Source organism: Holdemania sp. 1001095H_141210_F2 (assembly GCF_015558105.1).
Taxonomy (GTDB): domain Bacteria; phylum Bacillota_I; class Bacilli_A; order Erysipelotrichales; family Erysipelotrichaceae; genus Holdemania.
This window is the reverse complement of record NZ_JADNPO010000007.1, coordinates 134577-151744: the sequence shown is the minus strand read 5'-3', so window position 1 is coordinate 151744 and position 17168 is coordinate 134577. Positions and strand designations below refer to the sequence as shown.

The following is a 17168-nucleotide window of genomic DNA, read 5'->3' as shown; positions in this document are numbered from 1 at the left end:
TTTTTTTATGCTCAAGAAAAAAAGGCGTTGGTTTCCACCAACACCAAAATTTATAGAACCTTGTTTTACTAAAAATGACTGATGAGAGAATATCCATCATGGAAAACAAAAAAACCCTCGATCAGGGTTATGGTCTTCAATGGAGCGAATGATGGGAATCGAACCCACGTAGTCAGCTTGGAAGGCTGAAGTTCTACCATTGAACTACATTCGCATAGTTAAGTGGTGTCCCGGAAAGGAATCGAACCTTCGACCCACTGATTAAAAGTCAGTTGCTCTACCGCCTGAGCTACCGGGACATAAACAATCCAAACTAAAAATTGGCTGGGGCACCTGGGGTCGAACCAGGGAAATGACAGAGTCAAAGTCTGTTGCCTTACCGCTTGGCTATGCCCCACTATCTTAAAAAAGAATGGTGGAGAGGGGCAGATTCGAACTGCCGAACCCGTTGGGAACTGATTTACAGTCAGCCGCGTTTAGCCACTTCGCTACCTCTCCAACTCCTGGTGCCGACTATAGGAATCGAACCTACAACCTACTGATTACAAATCAGTTGCTCTGCCAATTGAGCTAAGTCGGCAATAAAAAAATGGTGGAGGCTGAGGGGCTCGAACCCCCGACCCTCTGCTTGTAAGGCAGACGCTCTCCCAACTGAGCTAAGCCTCCATCTTTTTACTCGCTGATTACCAGCGCTTTAATAATATATCATAAGTTCCGAATCTCGTCAATAATAAAATCAGATTTTTTTACTGGGGTTTGATTGCAAAACTGAACACAATCTCCACAATTCCATGAAATCATTCTATGCTGGAAATATAATGAAGACTGCGTTACCGATACAATCCTGTTAATTACAACTGGACAAGCAATAGATGCAGCTTTGCTTTCTTTCGGAAATAAACTGGCCCATCTATTGTTAGATCATCCCTGCGCTTTGCCGCCTCTGCTCTTATTATTTTAACATAGCGCTAACCTGATAAACTATATCCCTTTATACTTCAGAACATAAAAAAAGATTCTCTTCTTAGAATAAGACACTGTTTAAGCAATAGTAACAATAGCTGGCTGCACAAAGACTAAAAGCATTATGCAGCCAGCTTCACTCTATTGAAAATTGTAATCAACACTGAACCAAGTAAAAACAAAAACGAATAAGTCTCTCAGCATGTGATCCAATTCTGAAAATCAATTTAATCTGAATCCCATTTTCTTTTTACCAAGGTTAAATCACGATTCTGGCACTTCCTCTGCCGGCTTATACGGCGTCATCCACGATTCACTGCGCTCAAGTAATTTCAGCTGAGCCTCTTCCGGCGTCATTTCCTGTTTGATTACACTTTCAGCGATTTCAATTAATCCGATCTCTGAGAGCATATCCCAGCCTCTGACGGATGGATCTTTTTCAAAGGCCACCATTGATTCTTCCTGAGATAATGAAAAAGCATGGCTGATCTGCCGCTGATTCTCATTCCTGAAACTCAAATAATACGGCACGATCTTATCGGACTCACCTTTTCCTTCTGCCTCTTCATTCTCCGGTGCCGGACGATTTTCCGGCCGATCAACCACGGTCACCGCCGGGATTTCATCGACCGTATCCATATACGCCTGTATTCCTGCTTCGCTGCGAATCAAACGCAGAACTTCATTCGCAGCGGACGGATATTTTGTTTCTTCAGATAACAAATACCCCTTCGTTTTCGCTAAGGGCGAAAGTGACTGTTCTTTCCAGGTAGGCATCGGTGAGAAATAAAAATCCTGCTGCTCAATATCCTCCTGTTGATTATAGTACATCCACGTTCCAACTAACGAAAATGGTGAAATAAGTTTTTCCAGATACACATCATACAACCACCCTCCCTCAAAAGCGCGGTCATTCTCTGACCGGTAAGGAAGAATGATTTCCTCCTCCTCACCTGGATTATCCGGCGTTTTCTTATTCTCATCCCCTTCCGATGAAGCCTCTTCTGACGGTGCTTCCGTATCAGGATCAGCCATCAACACGCCTGCCTCTTCTGTGTCCAGTTCCTCATCCGCAGCAGTTTCCGCCGCTTCCTCCCCGCTCGCTTCCTGAGGATTCAAATACCAGGGATATTCACCCATTGCCCTTAAAAATTTCAGTGTTTCTAAAAACTCATCCGTCTCCATTCCGGGACGGAGCGCCTCATAAGTTGCAAAAAAACGAAACTGATCAGCGCTGAAAAACACCATTGAAGCCCATAATTCAGAGAGAGCAAATGGGAAAACTGCGGTTACCGCCCGATCATGATAGATTCGCTCGATTCCTCCCCATTCCTCTGCCAGAGCCATTAACTCCTCAAAACTGTCAAACGCATCGACCAAGCCATCGCCATTTTCATCAGTACTATCATATCCCATTTCATTAAGCATCGTAACATTGGTAGAAAACACCAATCCGTAATAACTCATAGGCACATAGCGCAGACCTTCCAAATTTAGAAGCTCGCCAAACTGCTGTGGTACATGTTCCTGAATCATCACTTCCAGATCCGGCTGAACCGGCATAAAATTATTAAGAATCTGCGTTGCATCATTACTCCACAATAACGCAATATCCGTCTTATAGCCCAACCATGTCGCCGCATCGAAGTTCTGCACGACGATCGGCTCGATCACACCGGTCTGCTCGGGATGTTCTGCATCCCAAAGATTGATCAAAGCCTGACCATAAGCTTCGTTTTCCACCATCACTCTGATCCGGGCTCCGTCCTCTATTTGATAGCGCTGATTTTCTTCATCATAACAAACGATGCCATTTTCAGCAACACACGGTTTTTCTTTCGCACATCCCCCCAGCATAAGCATTACCCCCATGCTGATCAATAACAGTTTCCGCATTCATTTCACCTCAATGTCCAATTCAACCGCTATCATGGTAACAGACTTCCAACAGATTGACAAATTTATTTTCAGATTCCGATTTGCATTTTTCCTGAAAAAGCTGAAATTCTGTCAATCACTCGATTTTTCATGATAAAATGAATTAGGTCTTTAGTCACTTACAAAAGGAGTATTTCATGAGTTATCTATTAAAATTACAGAAAGCCCTGCAGCATCAGCGTCATTTACACGATTATCCATATAATTATACCCTTCCCGATCTTTTTGATAGTCTGGATTTAAAATGTCCTTCAAAATATAAATTACCCTCTGGCGAAATTTGCGTCAATCCTTATCAATTCTTTGATGAGTTGATCAATTCGCTTCGCAAGGATCATGCCGATCCCATTTGCCAACCTTATTATAAGAATCATTCAATCGCCAGCGTCGGCGCTCATGGGAATTGGATCCGGCAAAGCTGTGTGTATTCCTGCATGATCCGTACCTCCAGCAGCTGGGATCATGACCGCAGCGGATTTCTGGAAAGTGTAAATTTATATGGCCTGAAAGAAACCGGAACTTTTGTTAAAACGTTAGCTCTGCTTCCGTTATTAAAAAAAATGGGAGTCGATACGTTATACCTGCTTCCGATCAGTCAGTATTCGACCAAAAACAAAAAGGGAGATTTGGGCTCACCTTATGGCGTAAGTAATTTTTTCAAGTTAGATCCGAATTTAAAAGACCCCATGACCGGCGATGAATTGAGTGTCGAGGATGAATTCAAGGCGCTTGTGGAAGCTTGCCATTGCCAGGATATCAAAGTAATCATCGACTTGATCCCACGTACAAATTCAGTGAATTCCGATCTGATCGCCGAACATCCCGACTGGTTTTACTGGATTAACGTCGATCAATTAGACACTTACAAACCGCCGTTTGTTCCCGGCGTCGAACCTGGCAGTGTCGCTGATCCCAAATATCTGGAATTGATGTACGCCAGCAAAGAAGTTCTGGAGCATATCCGCAAATTCCAGCCGAATCCGCAAAGTCTGGATCCTGAAAAGTGGAAAACTGTCGTTGCGCGATGGAAAAAAGGAAAAGAAGAAATTCTGGATCTGGTTCAGGAAGTGTTTGGCATGACGGTCGCTCCGGCTTTCAGCGATTGCATCAATGATCCGCAGCCAGCCTGGAACGACATCACTTTTTTCCGCATGTATTTAGATCATCCGGCGTCCTCCGTTCCCTTCCTGCCGAAAACGGAGAACTTCAATCCCTATATTCTTTACGACGTCGCAAAGTCGAGTTTAAATCCCGGCAGCGTCATCAACGAGCCGTTATGGGATCTGTTAAGCCAGATCATCCCTTACTATCAGACGGAATTCGGAATTGACGGGGCACGGATTGACATGGGGCACGCGCTGCCGCTAAAGTTGGTAAAGCGAATCATTGACGCCGCCCGGGAAATCGATCCTCACTTCTGTTTTATCGCCGAGGAACTGGATACACAAAACGCGGCGGTTTCTTTGAAAAAGGGATATAATATGATTATCGGCGGAGGGTTCACTCAGGAAACGCGTCCCAAAGAAGATCAATTAAATGCTTTTGCTTACGGAGCTTCCGCTTTGCCCTGCCCGGTTTTTGCGGCAGGCGAAACGCACGATACGCCGCGGTTAAGCGCCCGCGAAGGGGGAAGACAGCTCTGCCGGATGTTAACTTTGCTTAATTTATTTATACCGAATTGTGTTCCGTTTATCAATTCAGGCCAAGAGGTTTACGAAGTCCAACCGATGAATACGGGATTGGATTGCCGGCCTGATGAACAAGACCAGCTGCCGGAAACAGACCCATTTTACCGCAAACTGGCGTTATTCGATCGTTATGCTTTCCATTATCTTGACGCGCAGCGGTGGCAGCTTCCGACGCTCCTGGAAGCGGCAACACAAATCCGACGGCGTTATCGCTCGGCGTTGACACGCAAGGCCGATCAATTCCCATTGATGTTTGAAGGGCCATGGATTCCGGCATTGGGCTTCGGCTATGCGCTTAAGCGTTCCATGATCCTGGTCATCGCTAATCATGATTTAGAAACGAGTCATCGGCATTGGATTCGTACCGGCAATCTGCCGGAGCGCTTCCAAAATGCCGTAAAGTCCGCAAAGGTCATCTTGAGTTCTGAAAATGAGAATTCCCGGATCGATCTGAATTTGGAGTTTGGCGAACAAGCGTTTTGCGCCGCTTTTCTGCCTGGGGAAGTTAAAATCGTGGAAATCACCTGTTGAATCTTTCTCCTGTTTTCTTTCACAGATCTTTGCCTAGAATCAATCACGACATCTCCCAAAGAACGGAATTCGGTAAGCATCATTCACCGGATTCCGCTTTTTATTGGAAAAAGACCGTTTTCATGTCTTAAAAAGCAAACAAAAGTAACATTCATCTACGGTCAGCTCGCTTTTGCGCCAACTTCAATCTTAGGATATTTGTCCTTTCATGCACCGCCTTTCACTTTTATTTGTATTTCCTGCGGCAGCGCATGCTATAATTAAAAAAATAAGGAGGCTTCTTCAACATGCAGAAATGTCTGGTTTTTGGATCGTTAAATCTCGATTATTTTTACTCCGTTGATCATATCTTAAATCCAAAAGAAACGCAGTCAGCCCGACAAATGCAGTGTTTCTGCGGCGGAAAGGGATTGAATCAGGCGGTTGCGCTCAGCCAGGGCGGCGCGTCAGTTTATTTTGCAGGCTGTCTGGGGCAGGCAAGCTCACTTTTAACGGACACGTTGGCGCATTATCATATTCATACCGATTTATTGCGCTTAGTTGACCAACCGGCCGGCCACGCGATAATCCAGGTAGATGATTCCGGCCAGAATGCCATTCTTGTCTATCCTGGAAGCAATTTTTCCATAACTTCAGCACAAATTGATGAAACGTTAGCTCATTTTCAAGCCGGCGATCTGCTTGTCATTCAAAATGAAATTAACCGGCTGGACGAGTTAATTCATAAAGCGCATGCTCAAGGCTTGACGATCGCGCTGAATCCTTCACCAACTCCGGCTGTTCCTGAATGGCTGCCATTAAATGAAGTGGACCTGTTATTCATCAATGAAGTTGAAGGGGCCTTCTTTTCCGGACAGAGTGAACCCGAAGCCATCCTGAACTACTTCGCTGAAACTTTCCCTGATGTGCAGATTATTCTAACCTTGGGGGAACAGGGAAGCTGTCTGCAAGCTGGGCGCAAACGATTGACTTTGCCTTGTTGTCCGGTTGAAGTTGTGGATACTGTCGGCGCCGGCGATACTTTTACAGGATTCTTTCTGGCGGCTAAACTTGCTGGTCACCAAGATCTCGATTGCCTTGCAATCGCTACGGCAGCCAGTGGCTGCGCAGTTATGAGAAAAGGTGCTTCGGCTTCGATTCCAACCTTATCTGAAGCACAAGGGATGCTGAACCGATACCGTGATTATTTATGGTCGAAAAAAACTGAAGTTGCTTTTTAACGGGTCAGCTGATTTCATTTCTTTTCAACAATACAGCTTCATATCATTTCCTGGGAAATGTCTACCTGTCGTATTCTCCCTCTGTTTAACCTGACTTCGCCGGCATTTCATCACAAAGTCAACCGGCTTGTTTTGCGCCCCATTCAATCATAATAAGAATTCATGAAAAAAATACCGCAAAAAAACGGGCTGTTCAAAGTTGAAATAAACTTTGAACGGTCCGTTTCTTTTACCTCGAAATTATATGGTTGTTTCCACTGCGTGTGAGCAGACTGCGCCGCAAATCCGCTCCTTCTATTTATTTTATTGAGCTGATGAGGCCGGTAAAGTTATTGCGCATCAAATGCATGCATCCAGTCGACGTGCCGATAATAATAGAAGAAAATAACTGAACTCATCAGCCAGGTCAGCGGATATGCCCAGAAAACAACTTGAATCGAATTGACCCAACGAACCATCAGCGTGATAAACGTTACCCGCGCCGCGCACCAGGTCAGCAGCATGACCAGCATCGGAACAGTCGATTTCCCAGCCCCGCGCAGGATTGCCGCCATACAATGAGAAAATGCCAGCAGGAAGAAAAACAAAGCGGACGTCCGCGCCCGATCCGTTCCATAGGCTATCACCTGCGGATCCCGATTAAAAGCAGCGATCAGCCACGGTGCTCCGATAAAAATCAAAATTCCAATGCCTTCGGCAATCGCCACTGAGCAAAGAATTCCAAACCGCGCCCCTTTGCGGGTTCGTTCAAGCTCGCGAGCTCCCAGATTCTGACCAACAAACGTCGTCAACGCCATCGTAAAGCTCGTGATCGGCAGGAAACCAAACCCTTCAATCTTTGAGAACGCGCCGCAGCCAGCCATTGCCATCTGCCCGAAAGCATTGATATTGGTCTGAACGACTACATTGGCAAATCCGATAATCGAATTCTGCAGCCCCGACGGCAAACCATATTGAATAATCAGTTTCAGCATCGGTTTGTCAAAATGAATTTTCTTTGGCTCGATACGATAAACGTCCTGCACCTTCAACAAACGTCTAAAGCAAAGCGCAGCGCTGACAAACTGCGATAGTATTGTCGCAAAGGCTGCCGAACCGACGCCCAGATGCATACCGGCGACAAACACCAGATCCAGAACAATATTGATCAGCGAGGAAATGACCAGATAGACTAACGGATGACGGCTATCTCCGGCCGCCTGCAGGATACCGACAAAAATATTATACATAATAAAGCCTAATGATCCGGCAAAATAGATTCGAAAATAAACTGCAGATAAGCCCAGCACCTCCGCCGGCGTTCCCATCCAGATCAGAATCTGCGGCGCCAGAATTACGCCAACGGCCGTCATCAACAGACTGGCGGCCAAACCGAAAGCCACTGTCGTATGCACCGCCAGCTGAACCTGTTCGCTATTGCGCGCTCCATAGTAACGGGCGATCACCACCCCAGCTCCAACAGCGATGCCGTTGAAGAAACCGACGAGCAGAAAGATCAGATTGCCTGACGAACTAACTGCCGCCAGCGCCTCACTGCCTAGAAAATTCCCGACGATCAGCGAATCGGCGGTGTTGTATAATTGCTGAAACAAATTACCGAAAAAAATCGGCAGCGCAAAGAATAAAATCTTCTTCCAGATCACACCTTCAGTCATTAAATTTTTAGAATTGGCTTGCGTCACTCCATTCCCCTCTTTCCCTTTTTAACCGATTTCCATCCGCGCGTAACGGTAAGTGCCTGCCCCTTTATCATACCAGCTGGACCGGACTATAAGTCAACTTTTTTGTTATTTTTGACGATTTACCATCGCTTATATTTTTGAATTGATCCATTTTCATTACCAGTCCCATTTTCATTTGAAATTTCAATTAGGCTGAGCTTTAAAAGCATTTTTTCTCTGCATCACGTCCGCCCTCATTTCATAATTCGAATTCCGGGCCAACAGGAAAAACAGACGGGAACTCCCGCCTGTCAGTCGTTTTCGATCAAGCCGGTATACAGCTGATAGTAGACGCCATGCTTTTCCAGCAGACGTTCATGATTGCCCCGTTCGATAATCCGGCCATGATCCATGACCATGATCGCGTGCGAGTTTTTAATCGTACTCAACCGGTGAGCGATGACGAAGGTCGTCCGGCCGCTCATCAGCTTATCCATGCCTTCCTGCACAAGTTTCTCGGTTCGCGAGTCAATCGAAGAGGTCGCTTCATCCAGAATCAGTACCGGTGGATTGGCCAGCGCAGCCCGGGCGATGGAGATCAGCTGCCGCTGTCCCTGCGACAATGAAGAACCATCGCGGGTCAGCCAGGTATCGTAGCCTTTTTCCAGATGCTTGATGAAATAGTGAGCATTCGCCAGTTTAGCTGCCGCCACAACTTCTTCATGCGTCGCCTCCGGCCGGGCATATTTGATATTGTCCTCAATCGTGCCGGTGAACAGATGGGTATCCTGCAGAACAATCCCTAACGACCGCCGCAGATCATCCTTGCGGATCAGCTTAACGTCGATGCCGTCATAGGTGATCGAGCCTTTCTGTACGTCGTAGAATCGATTGATCAGGTTGGTCATCGTCGTTTTGCCCGCGCCGGTCGCGCCGACAAAGGCCAGCTTCTGCCCCGGCTCGGCAAACAGTTCGATGTCATGCAGTACGGTTTTGCCTTCAACATAGCCGAAGCTGACATCGTGGAAGCGAACGTCGCCGGTCAGTTCGACATAATCGACGCTGCCGTCCTCATGGCAATGTTTCCAGGCCCAGTGGCCTGTCGTCATTTCCGCTTCACTCAGCCGTCCCGCCTCATCTTTATTGACATTGACCAGCGTTACGCGGCCGTCATCCACTTCGTGCGGTTCATCCAACAACTTGAAAACCCGCTCCGCGCCGGCCATCGCCATGATGACGGAGTTCAGCTGCTGCGAAATCTGGTTCAGCGGACCGTTGAACGATTTATTCAAAGCCAGGAAGGAGGCCAGGCCGCCCAGTGTCAAACCGCTGATGCCGTTGACTGCCAACACGCCGCCGATAAACGCACACAGAACATAGGAGATGTTGCCCAGATTGCCAACGATCGGCATCAGGATATTGGCATATTTATTTGCTTTGTAGGAAGCTTCGCACAGATCCTCATTGATCTGATTGAATTCCTCGATCGCCTTCTGTTCATGCGTGAACACCTTGACGACCTTCGCGCCTTCCATCATTTCTTCGATATATCCGTTTTCTTTCCCCAGCTGCCGCTGCTGCGCGCCAAAGTAACGACCTGACTTGCGCATGATTTTCTGCAGCGCAAACTGCATGACCACAACCATCATCAGGGTGACCAGCGTCAGCGGCACGCTCATGACGATCATTGAGAAGAAAACCGAAACGATCGTAAACAGCGAGGACAGAAATTGAGGAATGCTCTGGGAGATAACCTGCCGCAGCGTATCAATATCGTTGGTATAGACGCTCATGATATCCCCATGCGCATGCGTATCAAAATATTGGATCGGCAGTTTTTCCATGTGGCTGAACAGATCATTCCGCAAATCATTCATCGTGCCTTGAGAAATAACAACCAAAATTTTCTGATAAGCCAGATTCGAAATCACACCTACCAAATAGATACAAGCCATTGTACTTAACGCCTGAAACAGCGGCGTAAAATCCGGACTGGCGCTTTGCACTAACGGTGTGATGTAGCCGTCGATCAGCGTTTTCATGAAGACTGAAGACGCGACTGAAGCCAGCGATGAAATAATAATACAGATCAGAACGATAGCGTAACGGAATTTATATCGGCTGAGGATGTAGCTCATCAGTCGTCCCAGCACTTTCGTGTTCAGCTTTTCGCCGTTGGTTCCCACGTTTCTAGGCCTGCTCATGTTCATCCTCTCCTTTCTTCTGCGTTTCGTAGACTTCCTGATAAATCGCGTTGCTCGCCAACAGTTCCGCATGCGTGCCCACGCCTTCAATCCGCCCTTCGTTAAGCACGACGATCCGATCGGCGTCTTCAATGGAGGATATCCGCTGTGAAATGATCAGCTTGGTCGTATTCGGAATTTCTTCCCGGAACGCCTTGCGGATCATACTGTCGGTGCGGGTATCGACGGCGCTGGTGCTGTCGTCAAGAATCAGAACTTTCGGTTTTTTCAGCAATGCCCGCGCGATGCACAAGCGCTGCTTCTGACCGCCGGAGACGTTAGTTCCGCCTTGTTCGATATAGGTGTCGTAACCCTTCGGGAATTGCCGGATGAACTCGTCGGCGCAGGCAAGCTTGCAGGCATGGATCATTTCCTCATCCGTGGCCTGTTCGTTGCCCCAGCGCAGATTATCCTTGATCGTCCCGGAAAACAGGACGTTTTTCTGCAATACCATCGCGACGCTGTTGCGCAGCGAATCCAGATCATAATGACGGACATCGACGCCGCCGACGCGGACTGTGCCCTCGCTGGCGTCATATAGTCGTGGAATCAGGCTCATCAGCGTGGATTTACTGGAACCGGTCGGACCGAGAATTCCAATGGTTTCTCCGGCTTTGATCTTCAAATTAATGTCTTCTAAAACATATTTATCCTTTCCGGCATAATAACCGAACGCCACATGATCGAACTCGATCGAGCCGTCGGCCACAGTCATCGCCGGATTTTCCGGATTGACGATGCTCGGCTTTTCCTCCAGAATCTCCGCGATTCGCTGGGCCGAAGCCATCGACATACTCAGCATGACGAAGATCATCGACAGCATCATCAAACTCATCAGGATATTCATCGTGTAGGTAAACAAGCTCATCAGCTCGCCCGTTGTCAGCGCGCTGCCGACGATCATCCGCGCACCCATCCAGCTCAGCGCCAGGATGCAGCAATACATCGTCAGCTGCATGACCGGATTGTTGAACACCAGAATGTTCTCAGCTTTCATGAACATCTTTTTCAGGTTGCCGGCTGCGGTTTTAAATTTATCGGTCTCCGCACTTTCCTTGACATACGCTTTGACAACGCGGATATTCGTGACGTTTTCCTGAACGCTCGCGTTTAAATCGTCATATTTGCGGAACGTTTTGCGGAACATCGGATGGGCCTTCAGCGTGATGAAGCTCAGGATCGCCCCCAGAAAAATCATCGCGTAGAAGAAGACCATCGCCAGCTTGCCGTTGATCATAAACGTCATCGACATCGCCACCACCAGCATCAGCGGCGCGCGCACGCACATCCGCAGAATCATCTGATAGGCGTTTTGGACATTGGTCGCGTCGGTCATCATGCGGGTAACCAGACCAGAGGTCGAATATTTGTCAATATTGGCAAATGAGAATTTCTGGATACTTTCGAACATCGCTTTCCGCAAATTCTTCACAAACCCTGCCGAAGCGTACGCCGCATATTTTCCGCTCAGCATCCCGCAGAACAGAGATAAAAATGCACAGAGCAGCATCAGCGCTCCGTATTTAAACACCGCGGCCATGTCGCCCTGATTGACGCCGGAGTCAATGATGAACGACATCAAAAACGGCAGCATCAGCTCCATGACCACTTCGCCGACCATCAGCGCCGGCGCGAGCAAGGAAGCTTTTTTATATTCTTTTACTTCTTGAAGCAATCGTTGAATCATAACATTCTCCTTCCTCTTTTACGTTATTCCAGATTCTTTTTTAATTGATCCAAAACAGAAAAAAAGTGTTCCTGGTCATCCGGGGAGATCGATTGGGAAAGCAGGGCTTCCATCCGATCAATATTCTCGGTCATCTTCTGATTCAGCTGCAGCGCCTTTTCAGTCAGCACCAGTTTTTTCAGCCGGGCGTCATGCGGGGCGGGAATTCGATGAAGATAACCGTCGCGCTCCAGGACGTTCAGAATTTCGCTGGCGGTCGACCGGCGAATGCGCAATTCCTTTTCCAGATCTCGCTGGAAGACATCCTGCCCCCGACTGGCAATCAAAAAACCGATTGTCCGAGTTTGAACTAACGTCAGTTCACAGCCGTTCTCGTGACGGAATTGTTCCATCTTTTGATGAATCATCTGTTGGACTTCACGAATTTCATAACCAATTCTTCGCTGCATCAGTATCACTCCCTTTTTGTTAGGATACTAACATTTTACTCTGATCTTCCCGCTTGTCAATCTTATTTGTTGTGAATTTTATGTGAAATTTAACGAATAAAATCAGCTTCATTTCTTCCGGGAAAGCGTATAAATTTAATAAAAAAGCGAACGTTTCCACTGGACATGTTCGCTTTAACGAGATTGATAAACTTGAAATTACTGACCTGCGTGGATTATTCCACGCGCAAAAACGGTTATCGTTTTTTCCAGAAACGGACGATCGTCAGCGCAGTCAGGGCGATCACGCCGGCAATGCCCGCGCCAAGCATCAGCGTAAACTCCGGGCGTTTCTTAAGATAAGGATCCACAGAACCGTGGGTCGGCCGCGGTGAATCGAGCGGAACGCGCGGGATCGGGGCAGTCGGACGGGGCGTCGGCTTCGTCGGGGCATACGTTCCCTGATCCAGATACCAGTAATTTTCCAGCCCATCGGCGTCAGCTTTTGACCTTCCCGAATCCAGCCATACATCCCCGCGTCAACCTCAATATAGAACCAGACCTGTCCTGACTCGTCCGTATATTTCTTCGTGATCCGAATGACCGTCTTGGGATCCAAATTCCAGCTGTCGATGTAATTTTCAATGTGTTCCGATCCCGGATATTCCCACAACGTCAGATAGCCGCGCGGTTCGTTTAGAGTGTAGGTTTGCTCGATGGGCTCCAGCGCATCCTGATGTTCCCGCTCGAAATCCTCGGCTGTCTTTGCGATTTCAAATTCCGTCAGATTCATCCACTGCCCCAGACTCAGATCGCGCCGCGGCGTCTGCACGCCCCACAAAACGCCTTCTTTCGTCTGGTAAGTAAAATCAATCCAGATATCTGTGCCGTTGGGAATTTCTCCGACGATTTCATTGGAAATCGGGCTGGAATAAACATAGACAACCCCCGCATCCCCAGCCGCCGTGTAAAGCTGTCCGACATACTCGCATTCCTCGTCGTGTTCCTTGAAGAAATCATCCTCCGGACAGACGATCAGATCCGCATGCAGGGTCGCCGCACTGCCTGCGAGCAGCATCATCGCCGCGGCTATTTTCAAAAACTTCTTCATCGTTGTCCCTCCCTGTATTTTTCCATGCACTTCTGTGCTTTTGATTTTCTTCATTTATTTTCACGCCCCTTGCCTCAACGATCATCGTTCGATCTTGTGTCTTGTCCCTCGCCAAGGCTGGCTAGCGTTTCGGTTTTCTCCAGAAAACAGCGATCAAACCGCCGGTCACCACAACGACAGCGAGCACCAGACCGCCGATCAAGCCATCCGGCGATGAAGAGATCGCGATGTATTGGCGGACTGAGCCGCGTCTTGCCGGTCTGTCTGTCCTGTCCGGCTGCGGCGTGAGGACAGCCGGCTGCGGCGTCACAAAAGGAGCAACCTGAAGCGTGCCGTCTTCATCTGCCTGAATATGACCGCGCAGGTAGTTCAAAAGCGGCGCCTGTTCCACCACGGGCTGATCGCGCTGAAACCATCCCTGATGTCTAAAATAATTAAGGGTATACAGCCACACCTCTTCCGTCTCTGTTTTAAACAGCCCGCACACCGGCACCGGGCTTTCCAGAAGACTTTCAGCGTCGGTATATTCGTACACACTGTCCGCTCCGGGATACTCATAAAAGCATAAATAACCGGAAAAAGAATCCGGCGCAAATACGTCGTCGATCAGTTCTATTTCTTCCTGATGTTCCTTGAAAAAAATCGCATCATTCATTTCTGTCTGAAGATCCGCCAGATTCAGCCAGACTGAAGAACCGGCCAGATCGCCTTCCAGCGCCTGAACACCCCAGACATCGCCAATTTCTGAAACATACGTAAAGTCGATCCAGATTTCTTCTCCCAACGGCACCTGTCCGAGGACTTCCGCAGATTGCGGAGCGGCGTAAAGCGGAGCACCTTTGACGGCAATTACCCGATAATATTGCCCCACATAAGTGCATTCTTCGGCATGTTCTTTATAAAAAGGATCTTGCGGTTCCGCGATCACATCCGCGCTTACCGGTGTCAACAATCCCGCCACCAGAATCAGAATGCTGAAAATTTTCATCATGACCCAATCTGATTTTCTTTCCATGATTTTTCCCCCTTTCTGCAATATCCGCTATATCAATAAAACGACTTCGATGTTTCCGGTTCTGCAATATCCGTTGTATCAATAAATGATGAAGATGATTTCGCAAGGAAAGTCCGCTTTTTCAGCCTGACTTTCACAGACATTAATTGATCAGCCGTGCTGCAGCAGCCAGCCGACGCCATAGGAGAAAACGTTAGCCGCCAGCGAGAACAGCCAGGGATGACGGATCGTCAGCGCATAGCTTCGGTAATACAGTGCTTCCACCACGACTGCCAGACTTTCCAGCATCGTAATCAGAAGCCACGAAGGCAGGGAGTACCGGAAGGTCAGCGCCAGGTAAACAACCGCCGGATTGGTCATCAGATTGACCAACATGATCAGAATCAGATCTTTCCAGCGCCGGATCCCCAGCAGAAACGCAAAGCTCAGCTCCAGCAGCCACGTCATCATCAGCGACAGAATCAGCGATCTAAACATCGTCCTGCCCCCTTTTAAAGGCCATTCCCAAACCCAGCCAGGACAGCGCGATCAAAATCAGCGTCTGCGCTTTCGTCACCGTCGTTATGCCCAGGATCACCGGCACAAACCCAAGAAACAGCGCAAACGTTAAAAGTCCGAACACAAATCCGGCATGTTCCGGAAACTGTCGATGCATCTGCTTCAGACACAGCGGCATCGTCATATTGAATAAAAATACGCCGCTCAGTCCGGCAACGATCCAGTTGGCTTTTAAAAAGCAAAGAAAGCTCAGGCCCAGCGAAAACAGCGCCGTTTTCTTCAGTCCCCAGTAATCGGCAGCGATCCCGCCCGCCGCTTTGCCCCCCGCGACAGCCAATGTCAGCGGAATCAACGCCTGAGCTTTCCAGGACAGCGGCCAGGTGAAACCGGCAAAGGACCGCAGAGCGGCGACAAGAAACAAACAGATCACCCCCGTTAAAGAAAAGGAACATTTCTTTTCCCTCCGGTGCTCCTGCGGCTGCCACCGCAGCCGGTAAACAACAAACGCCAGCCCAATCAGAACAACGCTCAGCGGCAGGATCGAAATCCTATTCATCTTGGCGGCCCATGTTCCCAGCGTAATGCCCAGCGCTCCCGGCGCGACAAAGATCCCCAGTGCCGCGCTGCCGGATTCCGCCTCCATCAACGGTTTTCCAATCCCCAGATGATACGCCGCGTTGCCAAGTCCCAAAATCAGTCCCAGCGCCGCTAACGGCAGCGGCAAGGCTCCCGCGGCGCACAAAAGAGCACCCCCGGCCGCCCAGGGAAGCGCCGGCCAGCGGTCCGCCAGAATTCCCAATGGCATCTGCAGCGCAAACGCGCAGAAATTATAAAGGATCAACAGCTCCGTCCAGTATATCGTTTCTCCATTATGCCGCAGCAGAAACGCCGCGCAGGCAAAATCGACCAGGAAGTGACCGATCGCCCCCGCTGCCAAGACCTTCCCATTCTTCATCAACATTAACCCCTTTTCTTCATTATACAGGAAAAACCGACGTGCACAGCGTAAAAACTGACAAATTCATCAATCGGTTTGACATCCGCCTTTGCCCGCCTAACCCACCCCGGTTTCAACGCATAGCATACAGGGAAAGGAGGAATGCAAAATGGCATACACCTTACAGTTGGGAAGTAATGGAATCGACGTCAAGAAAATGCAGTATTATATCAACCAGATCCTGGCCGCGCCGAATCTGACGCCGATGGAGGAGGACGGCATTTACGGTCAGAAGACCGAATTTGCGGTCGCTGTTTTCCAGTATGTTTATCACCTGAATGTCGACGGCATTCTTGGACAGACGACCTGGGATAAGATTATCCAGGAATTCAAAAACCTGCCGAGTCCGGCGGTGGAGCGCAACAAATCAACGCGCACGCTGCGTGTCGGCAACGTCGGTCTGGGTGTCCAGAAATTCCAGCAATATCTGAATGAGCTGATCGCTCCCAATCCACGCCTGGTCGTCGACGGCAACTTCGGTCAGAACACCAAGCGTGCTGTGGAAACCTTCCAGGCTCTCAATGGCTTAACGGTCGACGGAGTCATTGGCAACAACACCTGGGATCGCGTCATCAACCGCCTGCAGTAAACAAAACAACTTTACAGGAGGGAAAAGGTCTGGAATCCAGACCTTTTTCATTCAGATTCAGGCTTGACGGCAGATTGGGAATGGATTATCATATTTATAGTTCTATATAGAACATATAGTTGAAATCCTCGAGGTGGTCCCCATCGAAACACTAGGCGGTTTTTACATCACGCAGATTAAACAGCTTCAAGATCGAATCTTTGAACGCTTTTTAAGCGAGCAAGGATTGAAGATCAGCGGCGGTCAGGGCCGGATTTTATTCGTCCTGTGGAAGCAATCCCCCTGTACGATCAGCGAAATCAGCAAGCGGACATCCCTGGCTAAAAATACGGTGTCGATCATGATTGATACGATGGTCGCGCATGGCATCGTGCGGCGGGAAAGCAATCCGGACAATCGCCGGCAGACGTTGATCACGCTGACCGATTACGCCGTTTCACTCCAGCAGAAATACGACGCTGTTTCCCAACGGATGAACGTCCTTTTTTACACCGGGTTCAGCGAAGCGGAAAAGGATCAGTTTGAAGCCTATCTGCGGCGAATCTTGACAACACTGCGTCAGGCCGAACAAAATCAGGAAAGAAATGAGGGTTAAGAGC

The 17168-nt window shown here is 48.5% G+C and carries 13 protein-coding genes and 6 tRNA genes; 4 read left to right on the top strand and 15 right to left on the bottom strand.

Annotated features, from left to right (window positions below; genetic code table 11):
• Nucleotides 1-140: 140 nt before the first annotated feature.
• The 7 genes from I2G61_RS06795 to I2G61_RS06765 form a co-directional block, all read right to left on the bottom strand.
• Nucleotides 141-214: transfer RNA gene (locus tag I2G61_RS06795), tRNA-Gly, on the bottom strand.
• Between the two features lie 9 nt (nucleotides 215-223).
• Nucleotides 224-299: transfer RNA gene (locus I2G61_RS06790), tRNA-Lys, on the bottom strand.
• A gap of 22 nt (nucleotides 300-321) precedes the next feature.
• A tRNA-Gln gene (locus tag I2G61_RS06785) sits at nucleotides 322-397 on the bottom strand.
• Nucleotides 398-413: 16 nt separating this feature from the next.
• A tRNA-Tyr gene (locus tag I2G61_RS06780) sits at nucleotides 414-498 on the bottom strand.
• 6 nt (nucleotides 499-504) lie between these two features.
• Nucleotides 505-580, bottom strand: a tRNA-Thr gene (locus I2G61_RS06775).
• Between the two features lie 10 nt (nucleotides 581-590).
• Nucleotides 591-666, bottom strand: a tRNA-Val gene (locus tag I2G61_RS06770).
• Nucleotides 667-1227: 561 nt separating this feature from the next.
• A complete protein-coding gene (locus I2G61_RS06765) occupies nucleotides 1228-2859 on the bottom strand; it encodes a hypothetical protein (RefSeq protein WP_072684695.1) in 1632 nt (543 codons plus the stop codon).
• A gap of 179 nt (nucleotides 2860-3038) precedes the next feature.
• On the opposite strand from I2G61_RS06765, the gene I2G61_RS06760 reads away from it, so the two are divergent.
• Nucleotides 3039-5120: an alpha-amylase family glycosyl hydrolase gene (locus I2G61_RS06760; RefSeq protein ID WP_072684694.1), complete on the top strand. Its 2082-nt coding sequence runs from the start codon at nucleotides 3039-3041 to the stop codon at nucleotides 5118-5120.
• A gap of 287 nt (nucleotides 5121-5407) precedes the next feature.
• On the top strand, nucleotides 5408-6340 hold the full coding sequence (locus I2G61_RS06755) for a ribokinase (RefSeq protein ID WP_072684693.1): 933 nt from the start codon (nucleotides 5408-5410) through the stop codon (nucleotides 6338-6340).
• Nucleotides 6341-6669: 329 nt separating this feature from the next.
• Here the strand turns inward: I2G61_RS06755 and I2G61_RS06750 are convergent, their stop codons facing one another.
• The 8 genes from I2G61_RS06750 to I2G61_RS06715 all read right to left on the bottom strand — a co-directional run bounded on the left by I2G61_RS06750 (nucleotide 6670) and on the right by I2G61_RS06715 (nucleotide 15938).
• Complete coding sequence (locus I2G61_RS06750; RefSeq protein WP_072685051.1) at nucleotides 6670-7995, bottom strand: MATE family efflux transporter; 1326 nt, start codon at nucleotides 7993-7995, stop codon at nucleotides 6670-6672.
• A 317-nt stretch (nucleotides 7996-8312) separates the two neighbouring features.
• Nucleotides 8313-10211, bottom strand: coding sequence for an ABC transporter ATP-binding protein (locus I2G61_RS06745; RefSeq protein ID WP_139248620.1), 1899 nt, complete (start codon nucleotides 10209-10211; stop codon nucleotides 8313-8315).
• Nucleotides 10192-11931 (bottom strand): ABC transporter ATP-binding protein, encoded by a 1740-nt coding sequence (locus I2G61_RS06740; protein ID WP_072684691.1) that lies wholly within the window; start codon nucleotides 11929-11931, stop codon nucleotides 10192-10194. The genes I2G61_RS06745 and I2G61_RS06740 overlap by 20 nt, the downstream gene beginning before the upstream one ends.
• Before the next feature lie 23 nt (nucleotides 11932-11954).
• On the bottom strand, nucleotides 11955-12380 hold the full coding sequence (locus I2G61_RS06735) for a MarR family winged helix-turn-helix transcriptional regulator (RefSeq protein ID WP_072684690.1): 426 nt from the start codon (nucleotides 12378-12380) through the stop codon (nucleotides 11955-11957).
• Between the two features lie 310 nt (nucleotides 12381-12690).
• Nucleotides 12691-13470 carry a hypothetical protein gene (locus tag I2G61_RS06730; RefSeq protein ID WP_072684689.1) on the bottom strand — a complete coding sequence of 260 codons (780 nt, stop codon included), beginning with the start codon at nucleotides 13468-13470 and terminating at the stop codon, nucleotides 12691-12693.
• 121 nt (nucleotides 13471-13591) lie between these two features.
• Entirely contained in the window at nucleotides 13592-14485 is an 894-nt protein-coding gene (locus I2G61_RS06725; protein ID WP_072684688.1) for a hypothetical protein, read from the bottom strand.
• Between the two features lie 150 nt (nucleotides 14486-14635).
• Nucleotides 14636-14962, bottom strand: coding sequence for a hypothetical protein (locus I2G61_RS06720; RefSeq protein ID WP_072684687.1), 327 nt, complete (start codon nucleotides 14960-14962; stop codon nucleotides 14636-14638).
• Nucleotides 14955-15938, bottom strand: coding sequence for a hypothetical protein (locus I2G61_RS06715; protein ID WP_139248619.1), 984 nt, complete (start codon nucleotides 15936-15938; stop codon nucleotides 14955-14957). Before I2G61_RS06715 ends, I2G61_RS06720 begins: the two co-directional genes overlap by 8 nt.
• Before the next feature lie 151 nt (nucleotides 15939-16089).
• Here I2G61_RS06715 and I2G61_RS06710 point away from each other — a divergent pair, with 151 nt between their 5' ends.
• Together I2G61_RS06710 and I2G61_RS06705 are read left to right on the top strand one after the other, a co-directional pair.
• Nucleotides 16090-16569: a peptidoglycan-binding protein gene (locus I2G61_RS06710; RefSeq protein WP_072684685.1), complete on the top strand. Its 480-nt coding sequence runs from the start codon at nucleotides 16090-16092 to the stop codon at nucleotides 16567-16569.
• Between the two features lie 133 nt (nucleotides 16570-16702).
• Entirely contained in the window at nucleotides 16703-17164 is a 462-nt protein-coding gene (locus I2G61_RS06705; RefSeq protein WP_159432797.1) for a MarR family winged helix-turn-helix transcriptional regulator, read from the top strand.
• Nucleotides 17165-17168 lie beyond the last annotated feature (4 nt).

What these genes read in the sequence shown, in the direction of transcription:
- I2G61_RS06765 (WP_072684695.1), bottom strand. Translation starts at nt 2,859, where the DNA reads ATGCGGAAACTGTTATTGATCAGCATGGGGGTAATGCTTATGCTGGGG.
- I2G61_RS06760 (WP_072684694.1), top strand. Translation starts at nt 3,039, where the DNA reads ATGAGTTATCTATTAAAATTACAGAAAGCCCTGCAGCATCAGCGTCAT.
- I2G61_RS06755 (WP_072684693.1), top strand. Translation starts at nt 5,408, where the DNA reads ATGCAGAAATGTCTGGTTTTTGGATCGTTAAATCTCGATTATTTTTAC.
- I2G61_RS06750 (WP_072685051.1), bottom strand. Translation starts at nt 7,995, where the DNA reads ATGACTGAAGGTGTGATCTGGAAGAAGATTTTATTCTTTGCGCTGCCG.
- I2G61_RS06745 (WP_139248620.1), bottom strand. Translation starts at nt 10,211, where the DNA reads ATGAACATGAGCAGGCCTAGAAACGTGGGAACCAACGGCGAAAAGCTG.
- I2G61_RS06740 (WP_072684691.1), bottom strand. Translation starts at nt 11,931, where the DNA reads ATGATTCAACGATTGCTTCAAGAAGTAAAAGAATATAAAAAAGCTTCC.
- I2G61_RS06735 (WP_072684690.1), bottom strand. Translation starts at nt 12,380, where the DNA reads ATGCAGCGAAGAATTGGTTATGAAATTCGTGAAGTCCAACAGATGATT.
- I2G61_RS06730 (WP_072684689.1), bottom strand. Translation starts at nt 13,470, where the DNA reads ATGAAGAAGTTTTTGAAAATAGCCGCGGCGATGATGCTGCTCGCAGGC.
- I2G61_RS06725 (WP_072684688.1), bottom strand. Translation starts at nt 14,485, where the DNA reads ATGGAAAGAAAATCAGATTGGGTCATGATGAAAATTTTCAGCATTCTG.
- I2G61_RS06720 (WP_072684687.1), bottom strand. Translation starts at nt 14,962, where the DNA reads ATGTTTAGATCGCTGATTCTGTCGCTGATGATGACGTGGCTGCTGGAG.
- I2G61_RS06715 (WP_139248619.1), bottom strand. Translation starts at nt 15,938, where the DNA reads ATGAAGAATGGGAAGGTCTTGGCAGCGGGGGCGATCGGTCACTTCCTG.
- I2G61_RS06710 (WP_072684685.1), top strand. Translation starts at nt 16,090, where the DNA reads ATGGCATACACCTTACAGTTGGGAAGTAATGGAATCGACGTCAAGAAA.